The sequence below is a fragment of the Massilia phyllostachyos genome, assembly GCF_021044825.1.
Classification (GTDB): Bacteria; Pseudomonadota; Gammaproteobacteria; order Burkholderiales; family Burkholderiaceae_D; genus Telluria; species Telluria phyllostachyos.
Genome location: NZ_JAJNOC010000001.1, coordinates 146,094 through 158,838 on the forward strand (window position 1 = coordinate 146,094; position 12,745 = coordinate 158,838).

Below are 12,745 nucleotides of genomic sequence, written 5' to 3' on the forward strand. Positions count from 1 at the left end.
GCCCATCGGGCGCATCGAGACACGGCATGGACATCAATCTCAGCGAAGCCGCCGACACCTACGTCAACGACAGGCTCTCCGACCAGTGGGACACCATCTACGGCAAGGGCGGCAACGACATCATCCGGGTCTACCTCGGCAACGTGGTCGGCGGCGCCGGCGACGACCGCATCGAGCAGCTGCCGAGCGCCGACTGGTGGCGTAAACTCACGGCCGCCTACTGGGACAGCCCGAACGGCGTGACGGTCGACCTCGAAGCCGGCTGGGCCGAGGATGGCTGGGGCACGCGCGACACCCTGGTCGGCGTGCAGCGCGTCAGCGGCAGCTGGCAGAACGACCGCCTGCTGGGCAGCAGCCTGGACAACGAGTTCTTCATCGGCGGCGGCGCGACGGTCGTGGATGGCCGCGGCGGCGACGACGTGGTCTTCCTGCCCGAGTTCCACCCGGGGATGACCCTGTCCGAGTTCACCATCACGACCTCGATCGATGGCCTGAGCGGCGCCGTCACCTGGGCCGGCCGGCCCGAGTTCAGCCTCGCTTTCAGCAACGTCGAACGGATCGGCGTGAGCGGCGCCAACAACAACGTCACCGTCAGCCTGGGCGACTTCATCTCGCCCGAGCAGATGGCGCGCGAAGGCCTGGTCGGCGCCAACGCCAACCGCTGGAACGCCGGCCAGTCGCAGGGCACGCCGGTGGAACTGACCTTCGGCTTCGCCACCACCGCCCCCGCCAGCGGGCCGGGCGCCAGCGGCTTCGCCGCCTTCACCGAGGCGCAAAAGGCGGCGGTGCGCGCGATCCTGGACAGCGCCGCGAAGTTTGCCGGCCTCACTTTCCGCGAAGTCGCTACAAACGACGCCAAGCTGCTGTTCGGCGCCAGCGCCCAGGCCGGCACCAAAGGCGTGGCGGCACTGCCGGGCCAGCCGAACGCCGGCCAGGTCTGGATGGACGTCGATTCGCTGAAGAACCTCACGCCCGGCTCGGAAGGCCATGCCGCGCTGCTGCACGAAATCGGCCACGCCCTCGGCCTGCGCCACCCGCGCAACGTCGACCCCGGCGACGCCTGGACGGCCCAATGGCGCCTGGAGGACGACGTCACCAGCTACTCGGTGATGGCGCACGGCGCGACCGCGGACGGCCTGTTCCCCGCCACCTGGGGCGCCCTCGACATCGCCGCGCTGCGCTACCTCTACGGCAGCCGCAATACCGGCGCCGGCGACACCACCTATGTGCTGGACGCGGCGCGCTACGCGGCCCAGACCAGCATCGTCGACGACGGCGGCGTCGACACCATCGACGCCTCGGGCTCCGCGATCGGCGTCTCGATCGACCTGAACCCGGGCAGCCTGTCGAGCGTCGGCGCGACCCCGGCCGGCGCGGTGGCGCTCGGCAACCTGGGCATCGCGCCCGGCACCTGGATCGAGTCCGCCATCGGTTCCGCGTCGGACGACGTCCTGGTCGGCAACCGCCTCGACAACACCCTGCGCGGCGGCCTGGGCAACGACTGGATCGACGGCGGCGCCGGCAACGACACCGCGGTGTTCGAGGGCCGCCGCGCCGACTACCTGCTCAGCACCGGCTTCGGCAAGACCTTCGTCACCGCGCGCGACGGCAGCAGCGGCTTCGACACCTTGCTCGGCATCGAGAAGCTGCGCTTCGCCGATGGCGACCTGACCCTGGGCACGGCGGGCCTGGCGGCCGACATCGTGATCGAGGTCGACCAGAACGCCAGCACCGCCGGCAGCCTGCCGGCGTCCAGCGACGGCGTCGCCGTCAGCTACAAGGTGAAGACCGCGCCGCTGCACGGGACCCTGGTGCTGGGGGCGAACGGCGACTACGTCTACACGCCGCAGCGCGGCTATGCGGCCGAGGACCGCTTCACCTTCACCGTGACCGACGCCAAGGGCAGCAGCGACTACATGGCCTTCATTCCGGTGCGCACCCTGGCCGCGACGGTGGCGGGCAGCGAGGGTCGCGACAGCCTGGCCGGCACCGCGGGCGACGACACCGTGGCGGCCGGCGCCGGCAACGACAGCATCACGGCCAGCGCCGGCTTCGACCACATCGACGGCGGCGCCGGCTTCGACGTGGTGCGCTACGACGGCCCGAGGACGAGCGTGAGCTTCGGCCACAGCCACGATGGCAGCATGGTCGCGGCCAAGGCCGCGGGCAGCGACCACCTTGTGAACGTGGAGCGCGCGCTGTTCAGCGACGGCAACGCGGTCGCCTTCGACCTCGACGGCGCCGCCGGCCAGACCTACCGCCTGTACCAGGCCGCCTTCGACCGCAAGCCCGACAGCGGCGGCCTGTCGTTCTGGATCCGCAACATGGACAACGGCATGTCGCTCGACGACATGGCCGGCTATTTCATCGCCTCGCCGGAGTCGATCCAGAAGTACGGGGCCACGCCCTCGGTCGAGGACTTCGTGACCAAGCTGTACAATAACGTGTTGCACCGCGCCCCCGAGGAAGCGGGCTTCAGGCACTGGGTCACGGTGATCAACAACGGCTACGAGCGCGCCAAGGTGCTGTCCTTCTTCGCCGAGAGCCAGGAAAACCGCGCCCAGGTCATTGGCGCCATCGAAAACGGCATCGACTACACCCCCATCCCTTGAACTCAATGAATGTCCGCTTCTTCGCCGCAGGCCTGGCCTGCGCCGCGCTGCTGGCCGGCTGCGGCGGCGACACGCCGTCGGCGCCGGCGGCGCAATCCGCCGCGCCGGTGCGCACCCTGAGCGTCGTGCCGGTCACCCAGCAAGACCACGAGGCTGCGGTCCAGCGCCTCTACCTGGCGTATTTCGGCCGCGCCGCCGACCCCGACGGCCTGGCCTTCTACACCGGCGTGAGTCAGCGCCTGCAGCTGGTGGCGGACACCGGCGCCCTGTACTGGCGCTACGGCGTCGACTCCGGCGTGCGCGCCGTCCTCGACGGCATGGCGCAGAGCCGCGAGGCGGGCGCGCTGTATTCGAGCGACCACCGGGCGACGGTCGCCATGATGTACCGGAACCTGTTCAACCGCGAGCCCGACCCCGGCGGCCTGGCGTTCTGGTCCGACCTGCTGGCGCGCGGCGTGTTCACGCGCGGCCAGGTGCCGGTGGCGCTGCTGTCGACCGCGTCGATCGACGACCTCACCGTATTCGACCGCAAGGCTTCGCTGGCCGCCGCCTTCACCAGGGCGCTCGACACGCCCGAGCGCGCCGCCCACTACAGCGGCGACGCCGCGGTCGCCGCGCTGCGCGCCGTGCTGGGCAAGGTCGACGCCAATACCAGCGCCGCGCAGGAAGCCGCGCTGGTGCAGGAAGCCCTGGCGGCGGTGGCGGCTTCGCCGGCCGCATCGAAGGTGAACGCGATCGTCGGCGCGCGCTGCGTCGCCTGCCATTCGGCGACGCCGACCATGCCGGGCTTCGCCAGCGCGCCGCGCGGCATCCGTTTCGACACGCCCGAGCAGATCCGCGCCGACGCCTACCGCATCTACGTGAACGTGGTCCAGACCCAGTTCATGCCCTACGGGAACCAGACGAAGATGACCCAGGCCGAGCGCGATATCGTGCGCGCCTGGTACGAGGGCGGCGCGCTGTAAGCCTGATCAACCGGCGGCGGCTTTCCTTGGGAAGCCGCGCGGTTTATGATGGGCGGTTTCCACTACCGGCACGGCCAGCACCATGAGCAAACCGGGCAAGCTGCTGGCGATCGATGGCCTGAACATCGTGCGCCGCGTCTATGAGGCCAGTCCCGAACCGGATTCCGACCTGAAGGCCGGGATCGCGCTGCGCCATGCCTTCTCGTCCTTCCGCAACGTGCTCGAGGTGCACGCGCCGACCCACGTGCTGGCGGCCTTCGACTACGGCGGCCCGAACTGGCGCCACGAACTCTATCCGCGCTACCGCGAGGGACGGGCGGCGATGCCGGCGCCGCTGCGCGAGGCGCTGCCGGAATTCCACGAGCGCTTGCGCCGCGCCGGCGTGCAGGTGGTCTCGCTGCCCGGCGTCGAAGCCGACGACGTGATCGCCACCGGCGTGATGCGCTGGCTGAACGAAGGGCGCGGCGCAGCGATCGTCGCCACCACCGACAAGGACCTGCACGTGCTGATCGCGCACGGCGCGCTGGTGTGGGACCATTTCAAGAACGAGTGGCACGACGACGCCTGGGTGCGCGCGCGCTTCGGCGTGGCGCCGGAACGGCTGCACGACCTGCTGTCGCTGATGGGCGACCCCACCGACGGCGTGCCGGGCGTGTCGAAGATCGGCATGAAGACGGCGGCGCGCCTGCTCAACGCCTACGGCAGCCTGGACGCGGTGGTGGCCGGCGCCGGCATCCTCAAGACGCCGCTGGGGGAGAGGCTGCGCGCCGAGCGTGAGATACTGGAGATCTCGCGCCGCCTGGTGCAACTGAAGACCGACCTGCGCCTGGGCGTGAGCTGGAACATGCTGGCCTGGGAGGCGCATTGATCAACGAGAAGGGAAGCCGATGCTCAAGGCAGTGATCGTGGACGGCAGCGCGATTTCGCGCGGCCTGCTCAATACCGTGCTGCTGGACGGCGGCTACGACGTGGTCGGCCAGACCCACACCGGCCACGCCGGCATCCTGCTGGCGCTCAAGCACCGCCCGCAGATCGTCTGCATCGCGCGCGAGCAGGTCGAGGACGGCAGCGGTATCGTCGAGGAACTGCGCAGCCAGCTGCCGAAGGCGATGGTCTTCATGGTCTCCGGCACGCTCGACGCCCCGACCATCCAGGCGTCGGTGGCGCGCGGCGTGCACGGCTTCATCGTCAAGCCCTTCAAGGCCGACGCGGTGCTCAAGACCATCCGCAACACCGTGATCGCGGTGGTGCGCAAGCACCAGGCCGGCAATGCCTGACGGCGTGCACGGGGCCTCAGCCGCGGCGCTTGATCTCGTCGGATGCGATCGCGGCCAGTTCGCGCAGTGCGCGCATCTCGCGCTCGCGCAGGCGGCGCGGCTCATGGTCCATCACGCACAGGGTGCCGAGCAGGCGCCCCTCGCCGTCTTCCAGCGGCACTCCGGCGTAGAAGCGCACGTGCGGCTCGCCCACCACCAGCGGATTGTTCGAGAAGCGCGGGTCCTTGGCCGCATCGCCCACCACGAAGGCGTCGCCGGCCGCCAGCGCGTGGCTGCAGAAGGACCAATCGCGCGGCGTCTCGTTCAGGTCGACGCCGATGCGCGCCTTGAACCACTGGCGCTGCGAACTCACCAGCGAGACCAGGGCCATCGGGCAGTCGGTGGTCTGGGCGGCCAGGCGCGCCAGCCGGTCGAATACTTCCTCGGGCGGCGTGTCGAGCAGCCGGGTCGCGGCCAGCGCCGCCAGGCGCAGCGACTCTTCCGCCGCCGCGGGGTAGTGCGCCGCGGCCTCGGTGCGGTAGGACGTGTCCTTGCCGTCCTCGGCTGCGCCGCGCCGCTGGCGCAGCGCCAGCACGGCGCTCAGGCGCACGCGCCGGTGTCCGCCGGGCGTCTTCCAGGCCGGCAGGGCGCCGCTCTCCATCCAGAGCTGCACGGTACTGACTGCCACACCCAGCAGCTGGGCGGCATCGCGCGTGGTCAGGATCGGATCGTCGTCGGAGGTGGACATGGCTACGGAGAATTACAAAAGATGGAGGAATTCTACCGCATATGGAAGAGTATTTGATGAATTTGCGTGGAAACTCTGTTAAATTATTGACTGCGTGCATCATTTAAACCAAAAAATTCCGCTATAATCGTCATTTTCGATAAATACGTACGCCTGTTGAGCGTGCGACCCACAACGGCCTGCAATGAACTCACCGTACGACCCCCATCTGGCGGAAGCCGGCCGCCTCGAGGCGCTGCGCCAGCTCGACCTGCTGGACACGGCGCCCAGTGAAGCCTATGACCGCATCACCCGCATGGCGGCCCAGCTGTTGCGGCTGCCGATCGCGGCGGTGTCGCTGACCGACGCCGACCGCCAGTGGTTCAAGTCGAAGGTCGGGGTCGAGCACAGCGAGATTCCGCGCATGAAGGCGCCGTGCGCGGCAGTGGCGGTGAACGGCAAGATGCTGGCGGTGCCGGACCTGCTGGAAGACGAGTGCTTCCGCGACAGCCTGCTGGCCAGGAGCGGCATCCGCTTCTACCTGGGCGCGCCCCTGGTGACGAAGGCGGGCCACTGCCTGGGCGCGATGTGCGTGCTGGGCCTGGAACCGCGCGCGGTCAGCGACGCCGACCGCGCCGCCCTGGAAGACCTGGCGGCGATGGTGATGGCGCAGATCGAGCTGCAGCACGCGCTGGGCCGGGTCGACCCGGTCAGCGGCCTGCCGAACCGGCACCAGTTTGTCAGCGACGTGCGCGACCTGGCCCTGATCGAGCCGGCCGGCGAAGCGCGCCTGGCCGCGCTGGTGAGCCTGGCCAGCCCCGAGGAACTGAGCGACGCGATGCGCGTGATGGGCAGCGCCCACCTCGACGAGATCGTGCGCGCGGCGGTGCCGGCGCTGCGCCGGCTGCCCGGTGGCGCCAAGGTCTACCACGTCGGCACCGCGCAATTCGCCTTCGTCGCCGCGCCGGGCGCCTCGCTGGTGCGCTTCAGCGGCAGCCTGCTGGCCTGGCTGGGCGACCGTGCCCCCGCCGGCGACGCGCGTTTCATCACCACCGCCACGGTCGGCCTGGCGCGCTTCCACGTGGGCCAGGACGCGCCGCTCGACGTCCTGCGCAACCTGCACAGCGCCGCCCACGACGCGCTCGGCGCCGAGTCAGGCCTGCGCGTGTATTCGCCCGAACAGGACGCCGCCTACCGGCGCCGCTTCTGGCTGATCGGCGAATTCGGGCGCGCCCTGCAGGAGCAGAGCGAGCTGCACCTGGTGTACCAGCCCAAGGTCGACCTGCAGGGCGGCGCCTGCCACGGCGTGGAAGCGCTGCTGCGCTGGAACCATGCGGACGAGGGCTTCATTTCGCCGGGCGAATTCATCCCCATCGTCGAGAGCACCTCGCTGGCGCGCGCCACCACCCAATGGGTGCTGGATGCGGCAATGCGCCAGGTGGCCGCCTGGCGCGACCAGGGCGTGATGCTGCAGGTGGCGGTCAACGTCTCGGCCGTCAACCTGGAGGAAGCCGACTTCTGCGAACGCGTGCTGGATGGCCTGCAGCACCACGCGCTGGATCCGGGCAGCCTTGCGCTGGAACTGACCGAGAGCGCCCTGATGCGTAAACCCAAGGCGGCCCAGGACACCATGGCGCGGCTGGAAAAGGCGGGCGTGAAGATCGCGATCGACGACTTCGGCACCGGCTACAGCAGCCTGGCCTACCTGCAGGAGATGCCTGCCGACGTGGTCAAGATCGACCAGTCGTTTGTCCGCGGCATCGAGACCGACGAGCGCACCTTGTCCTTGGTGACGGCGATGATCAAGCTGTCGCACGATCTCGGCCACCGGGTGGTGGGCGAGGGCGTGGAGACGGAAGGCGCGGCGCAGCTGCTGCGCGCGGCGGGCTGCGACGAGGCGCAGGGGTATTGGTATGGGAAGCCGATGACGCCGGAGGCGCTGGCCGGGTGGCTGGCGAGCCGGGCGGCCGGATAACAAAACGGCGCGGGATGAACCCGCGCCGTTTTGTTCTGTGCGTAGGCGATCCGCTCAGGCGGCGTCGCTACGGTGATCGATGATTCCGCCGCCCAGGCACACGTCGCCGTCGTACAGCACGGCCGACTGGCCCGGCGTCACGGCCCATTGCGGATCGGTGAAGTCGAGGGCGAAGCGCTGATCGCCGTCGGCCTGCACGGTGCAGGCCACGTCGGCCTGGCGGTAGCGGGTTTTCGCGGAGAGCAGGCGCGGGCTCGGGGCTTGGCCCGCGACCCAGCTGGCCTGGCCCGCTTCCAGCCGCGACGACAGCAGCCACGGATGGTCGTGCCCCTGCACGATGTAGAGCGTATTGGTGGCCACGTCCTTGCGCGCCACGAACCACGGCTCGCCCGTGCCGTCCGCGTTCTTGTGCGACTTCAGGCCGCCGATGCCGATGCCCTTGCGCTGGCCCAGCGTGTAGAAGGACAGGCCGATGTGCTCGCCCACGGTCTCGCCGGTGTCGAGCTTCATCGGGCCCGGCTTGTGCGAGAGGTAGCGGTTCAGGAACTCGCGGAACGGACGCTCGCCGATGAAGCAGATGCCGGTCGAATCCTTCTTCTGGGCGTTCGGCAGCTGCAGGCGTTCGGCGATCTTGCGCACTTCGGTCTTCGGGATCTCGCCCAGCGGGAACAGCGACTTCGAGAGCTGGGCCTGGTTCAGGCGGTGCAGGAAGTAGCTCTGGTCCTTGGTGTGGTCGAAGGCCTTCAGCAATTCGAAGCGGCCCTCGTTCTCGCGCACGCGCGCGTAGTGGCCGGTCGCGATCAGGTCGGCGCCCAGCTTCATCGCATGGTCGAGGAAGGCCTTGAACTTGATCTCGGCGTTGCACAGCACGTCCGGGTTCGGGGTGCGGCCGGCCTGGTATTCGCGCAGGAATTCGGCGAACACGCGGTCCTTGTACTCGGCGGCGAAATTCACCGCCTCGATGTCCACGCCGACCACGTCGGCCACGCTGGCGGCGTCGATCCAGTCCTGGCGCGTCGAGCAGTATTCCGAGTCGTCGTCGTCTTCCCAGTTCTTCATGAACAGGCCGATGACTTCATAGCCCTGTTCCTTCAGCATCCACGCCGCGACCGAGGAGTCGACGCCTCCCGACATCCCGATCACGACTTTTTTCTTGCTCATTTCACGTTCCGTATTCTTTAGATCCCGCCCTCGAACACCGAAGGGTGGGTGTACAGCAGGTGCAGCGGGGTGCGGTGGCCGGCCAGGTAGTCGTCGACGCACTGCAGCACGATCGGGCTGCGGTGGCGCTCGGCGGTGGCGGCGATCTCGTCGCGCGTCATCCACATGGTGCGCAGGATGCCTTCGTCCAGCGGCTGGTCCAGTTCGCGGCCGGCATGGCCGCAGAAGGTGAAGCGCAGGTAGGTGACGTCGGCGCCGCGCGACTTCGAGTGGTAGCGCGACATGTACATGCCGACCAGCGCGGTCGGGATGAATTCGTGCGCGGTTTCCTCCAGCGCTTCACGCACCACCGCCTGCTCGAGCGACTCGTGCGGGTCGAGGTGGCCGGCCGGCTGGTTCAGCTTGATGCCTTCGCTCGTCTCTTCCTCGATCAGCAGGAAGCGGCCATCGCGCTCGATGATCGCGGCGACGGTCACGGATGGTTTGAAGATATCGGTCATGCGCATCCTTCAAAAATGAGGCGTTATTCTACCTTGACAGCGGGTATCTCTGCTCATCCATGCCCGTCCGGTGTGCTTGCCTGTCGTTAAATGGCCTTGATCTTATGCAAACACATGGGCCGTGGCGCTGGCCCGCAGCCGGCGTCTCCGTCACAATCGAATATTAGTTTTTTGGTATTTGTTGTTGAGCAATGGCCGTCATTACATGGTAGATTGTGGACAGTGCTTCCACTGAACTTCCACCCAACGGAGAGCTTCATGAGAATTGGCATACCGGCCGAGACACGGCCGGGCGAGACACGCGTCGCTGCAACTCCCGAAACCGTCAAGAAGCTGGCCGCGCGCCACCAGGTGCTGGTGGAGGCCGGCGCCGGACTGCGCGCTTCCTGTCTAGATGCCGCATATGAAGCGGCCGGCGCCACCATCGTCGACGCCGCCGCCGCCTTTGGCGCCGACATGGTCCTCAAGGTGCGCAGCCCGGATGCCGAGGAACGCGCCCGCATGCGCGCCGGGACCGTCCTGGTCGGCATGCTCAATCCCTTCGACAGCGAGAACCTTGCCCACCTTGCCGGCGCCGGCCTCACCGCCTTCGCGCTGGAAGCGGCGCCGCGCATCACGCGCGCCCAGTCGCTGGACGTGCTGTCGTCGCAGGCCAACATCGCCGGCTACAAGGCCGTGATGCTGGCCGCGAACACCTATGGACGCTTCATGCCGATGCTGATGACCGCGGCCGGCACCGTGAAGGCGGCGCGCGTGCTGATCATGGGCGTCGGCGTGGCCGGCCTGCAGGCGATCGCCACCGCCAAGCGCCTGGGCGCCGTGATCGAAGCGTCGGACGTGCGTCCGCCGGTGAAGGAACAGGTCGAATCGCTCGGCGCCAGGTTCATCGACGTGCCTTATGAAACCGATGAGGAGCGCGAGATCGCGCAAGGCTCCGGCGGCTACGCGCGGCCGATGCCGGCAGCCTGGATGGCGCGCCAGGCGGCGCTGGTGCACGAACGCGCGAAGCTGGCCGACATCGTGATCACCACCGCCCTGATCCCGGGCCGCAAGGCGCCGGTCCTGATCGGCGAGGAGACGGTGCAGGCGATGAAGCCGGGATCGGTGATCGTCGACATGGCGGTCGAGCAGGGCGGCAACTGCCCGCTGACGGAGCTGAACCGGACCGTGGTCAAGCACGGCGTGCACATCATCGGCGAGCCGAACCTCGCCAGCCTGGTCCCGGCCGACGCCTCGGCGCTGTATGCGCGCAACGTGCTGGACTTCCTCAAGCTGGTGGTCGACAAGGAAGACCGCTTCGTCATCGACCGCGAGGACGAGATCGTGCGCGCCACGCTGGTGTGCGCGGATGGCGCAGTGCTAAGGACCTAGACAGGAGATCGACATGGATATCAGCCATACCATCATCAACCTGATCATCTTCGTGCTGGCCATCTACGTCGGCTACCACGTGGTCTGGAACGTCACCCCCGCGCTGCACACGCCGCTGATGGCGGTGACCAATGCGATCTCCGCGATCATCATCGTCGGCGCCATGCTGGCGGCCGGCCTGACCGAAGGCCTGACCGGGCAGGTGGCCGGCACGGTCGCGGTGGCGCTGGCGGCGGTCAACGTGTTCGGCGGCTTCATGGTCACGCGGCGCATGCTGGAGATGTTCAAGAAGAAGGAGCCGAAGCGGGCCCTCGATCCGGCCGTGAAGGCCGACGCCGCATCTGGCGCGGGAGAACGGGCATGAACTACATCAGCATGAACGTGGTGACCCTGTTCTACCTGGTGGCCTCGGTGTGCTTCATCCAGGCGCTCAAGGGCCTGTCCTCGCCATCGACGGCGCGCATCGGCAACACCTTCGGCATGGCCGGCATGGGGATCGCGGTCTTGACCACGGTGGCGCTGATCTTCAAGCTGCAGGCCGAGCTAGTGACCGGGCATGGGATGGGCTTCCCGCTGGTGATTCTCGGCGTGGTAGTGGGTGGCGCGATCGGTGCGGTCGCCGCGAAAAAGGTCGAGATGACCAAGATGCCCGAGCTGGTCGCGGCGATGCACTCGCTGATCGGCCTGGCCGCCGTGTGCATCGCGGTGGCCGCCGTGTCGGAACCCTGGGCCTTCAACATCGCCTCCCGCGACGCCCCGCTGCCGTTCGGGAACCGGCTCGAGCTCTTCATCGGCACCTTCGTCGGCGCGGTGACCTTCTCGGGCTCGGTGATCGCCTTCGGCAAGCTGTCGGGCAAGTACAAGTTCCGCCTGTTCCAGGGCGCGCCGGTGCGCTTCGCCGGCCAGCACATCCTCAACCTGGTGCTGGCCATCGCCATCATCGCCCTCGGCCTGATGTTCTGCTTCGCCGACGGCGTGGCGCCGAGCTGGACGCCGTTCGTGATCATGGCCGCGCTCTCCTTCGTGCTGGGCGTCCTGATCATCATCCCGATCGGCGGCGCCGACATGCCGGTGGTGGTGTCGATGCTGAACTCCTACTCCGGCTGGGCGGCGGCGGGCATCGGCTTCTCGCTGAACAACTCGATGCTGATCATCGCCGGCTCCCTGGTGGGATCTTCCGGCGCGATCCTCTCCTACATCATGTGCAAGGCGATGAACCGCTCCTTCTTCAACGTGATCCTGGGCGGCTTCGGCGGCGAGGCGTCGGTGGACACGGGCGAGGCAAAGGAACAGCGCCCGGTGAAATCCGGCTCCGCCGACGACGCCGCCTTCATCCTGCAGAACGCGGAATCCGTCATCATCGTCCCCGGCTATGGCCTGGCGGTGGCGCGCGCCCAGCACTCGGTGAAGGAACTGGTCGACAAATTGACCGAGCACGGCGTGCAGGTGCGCTACGCGATCCACCCGGTGGCCGGCCGCATGCCGGGGCACATGAACGTGCTGCTGGCCGAAGCCGAGGTGCCCTACGACCAGGTGGCCGAGATGGAAGACATCAACGGCGAATTCGGCCAGACCGACGTGGTGCTGGTGCTGGGCGCGAACGACGTGGTCAACCCGGCGGCCAAGGACCCGAAATCCCCCATTGCCGGCATGCCGATCCTGGAAGCCTACAAAGCCAAGAGCATCATCGTCAACAAGCGCTCGATGGCTTCCGGCTACGCGGGCCTGGACAACGAACTGTTCTACCAGCCCAACACGATGATGGTGTTCGGCGACGCCAAGAGGGTGATCGAGTCGATGGTGAAGGCGGTCGAGTAGATGCGGGAACTGCGTTTCAATGTCTTCGGGACGCTGGTGACCATCACCGGCGCTCCCGGCGCCTGGCAAGCCTTCCACCCCGGCACCGACGGCAAACGCCGCCCCGCCGACTTCGTGATCCCCCACGACATTTCCGAAGACGGCCTGCTGGAATACCTGGCCGACCTCTTCCACGAAGACGCCACCCCTCGCCGCCCCACCGTCCACCGCCTCCCCTGACCCCCGATTGGGGAACCCCATGGGGTCAGAGTTGAATTGTTTACCAATTGATTCGGCGATCGATCTTCAAGCCATGTAAAACGTCGCGCGACCAATTGCCATAAGGTTCTTGGCAAATAATTTGACTCTGACCCCAATTAG

11 protein-coding genes and 1 pseudogene are annotated in these 12,745 nt (G+C 68.0%); 9 read left to right on the forward strand and 3 right to left on the reverse strand.

Annotated elements, in window-relative coordinates; all coding sequences use genetic code 11:
- Positions 1-26: 26 nt before the first annotated feature.
- The 4 genes from LQ564_RS00520 (at position 27) to LQ564_RS00535 (ending at position 4,854) form a co-directional block, all read left to right on the forward strand.
- Positions 27-2,612: a DUF4214 domain-containing protein gene (locus LQ564_RS00520; protein WP_231056141.1), complete on the forward strand. Its 2,586-nt coding sequence runs from the start codon at positions 27-29 to the stop codon at positions 2,610-2,612.
- A gap of 5 nt (positions 2,613-2,617) precedes the next feature.
- Entirely contained in the window at positions 2,618-3,577 is a 960-nt protein-coding gene (locus tag LQ564_RS00525) for a DUF4214 domain-containing protein (protein ID WP_231056142.1), read from the forward strand.
- An 82-nt stretch (positions 3,578-3,659) separates the two neighbouring features.
- Positions 3,660-4,445: a 5'-3' exonuclease gene (locus tag LQ564_RS00530; protein WP_231056143.1), complete on the forward strand. Its 786-nt coding sequence runs from the start codon at positions 3,660-3,662 to the stop codon at positions 4,443-4,445.
- Between the two features lie 19 nt (positions 4,446-4,464).
- The gene (locus LQ564_RS00535; RefSeq protein WP_231056144.1) at positions 4,465-4,854 is read left to right on the forward strand and encodes an ANTAR domain-containing response regulator; all 390 of its coding nucleotides are present in this window, start codon (positions 4,465-4,467) and stop codon (positions 4,852-4,854) included.
- Positions 4,855-4,870: 16 nt separating this feature from the next.
- On the opposite strand, the gene LQ564_RS00540 is transcribed toward LQ564_RS00535, so the two are convergent.
- Entirely contained in the window at positions 4,871-5,581 is a 711-nt protein-coding gene (locus tag LQ564_RS00540; protein WP_231056145.1) for a GAF domain-containing protein, read from the reverse strand.
- Between the two features lie 184 nt (positions 5,582-5,765).
- Here LQ564_RS00540 and LQ564_RS00545 point away from each other — a divergent pair, with 184 nt between their 5' ends.
- Positions 5,766-7,535, forward strand: a complete 1,770-nt coding sequence (locus LQ564_RS00545) for a sensor domain-containing phosphodiesterase (protein WP_231056146.1) — start codon at positions 5,766-5,768, stop codon at positions 7,533-7,535.
- A 54-nt stretch (positions 7,536-7,589) separates the two neighbouring features.
- On the opposite strand, the gene mnmA is transcribed toward LQ564_RS00545, so the two are convergent.
- A complete protein-coding gene (mnmA, locus tag LQ564_RS00550; protein WP_288377881.1) occupies positions 7,590-8,861 on the reverse strand; it encodes a tRNA 2-thiouridine(34) synthase MnmA in 1,272 nt (423 codons plus the stop codon).
- Positions 8,862-8,875: 14 nt separating this feature from the next.
- Positions 8,876-9,202, reverse strand: a pseudogene (locus tag LQ564_RS00555) (NUDIX domain-containing protein); the annotation flags it as partial.
- Between the two features lie 252 nt (positions 9,203-9,454).
- Between LQ564_RS00555 and LQ564_RS00560 the strand changes: the two are divergent.
- Genes LQ564_RS00560 through LQ564_RS00575 form a run of 4 tightly spaced genes read left to right on the forward strand, consistent with a single transcriptional unit; the run spans position 9,455 to position 12,604 of the window.
- Complete coding sequence (locus LQ564_RS00560; RefSeq protein WP_231056149.1) at positions 9,455-10,567, forward strand: Re/Si-specific NAD(P)(+) transhydrogenase subunit alpha; 1,113 nt, start codon at positions 9,455-9,457, stop codon at positions 10,565-10,567.
- A 13-nt stretch (positions 10,568-10,580) separates the two neighbouring features.
- Positions 10,581-10,931 (forward strand): NAD(P) transhydrogenase subunit alpha part 2, encoded by a 351-nt coding sequence (locus LQ564_RS00565; RefSeq protein ID WP_231056150.1) that lies wholly within the window; start codon positions 10,581-10,583, stop codon positions 10,929-10,931.
- Positions 10,928-12,385 (forward strand): NAD(P)(+) transhydrogenase (Re/Si-specific) subunit beta, encoded by a 1,458-nt coding sequence (locus LQ564_RS00570; protein ID WP_231056151.1) that lies wholly within the window; start codon positions 10,928-10,930, stop codon positions 12,383-12,385. The genes LQ564_RS00565 and LQ564_RS00570 overlap by 4 nt, the downstream gene beginning before the upstream one ends.
- The gene (locus LQ564_RS00575; protein ID WP_231056152.1) at positions 12,386-12,604 is read left to right on the forward strand and encodes a DUF7661 family protein; all 219 of its coding nucleotides are present in this window, start codon (positions 12,386-12,388) and stop codon (positions 12,602-12,604) included.
- Positions 12,605-12,745: the final 141 nt, after the last annotated feature.

Bases quoted from the DNA above. Each gene is read 5' to 3' on its own strand.
- LQ564_RS00565 (WP_231056150.1), top strand. From the start codon at position 10,581: ATGGATATCAGCCATACCATCATCAACCTGATCATCTTCGTGCTGGCC.
- LQ564_RS00545 (WP_231056146.1), top strand. From the start codon at position 5,766: ATGAACTCACCGTACGACCCCCATCTGGCGGAAGCCGGCCGCCTCGAG.
- LQ564_RS00530 (WP_231056143.1), top strand. From the start codon at position 3,660: ATGAGCAAACCGGGCAAGCTGCTGGCGATCGATGGCCTGAACATCGTG.
- LQ564_RS00560 (WP_231056149.1), top strand. From the start codon at position 9,455: ATGAGAATTGGCATACCGGCCGAGACACGGCCGGGCGAGACACGCGTC.
- LQ564_RS00540 (WP_231056145.1), bottom strand. From the start codon at position 5,581: ATGTCCACCTCCGACGACGATCCGATCCTGACCACGCGCGATGCCGCC.
- LQ564_RS00570 (WP_231056151.1), top strand. From the start codon at position 10,928: ATGAACTACATCAGCATGAACGTGGTGACCCTGTTCTACCTGGTGGCC.
- LQ564_RS00525 (WP_231056142.1), top strand. From the start codon at position 2,618: ATGAATGTCCGCTTCTTCGCCGCAGGCCTGGCCTGCGCCGCGCTGCTG.
- LQ564_RS00575 (WP_231056152.1), top strand. From the start codon at position 12,386: ATGCGGGAACTGCGTTTCAATGTCTTCGGGACGCTGGTGACCATCACC.
- LQ564_RS00520 (WP_231056141.1), top strand. From the start codon at position 27: ATGGACATCAATCTCAGCGAAGCCGCCGACACCTACGTCAACGACAGG.
- LQ564_RS00535 (WP_231056144.1), top strand. From the start codon at position 4,465: ATGCTCAAGGCAGTGATCGTGGACGGCAGCGCGATTTCGCGCGGCCTG.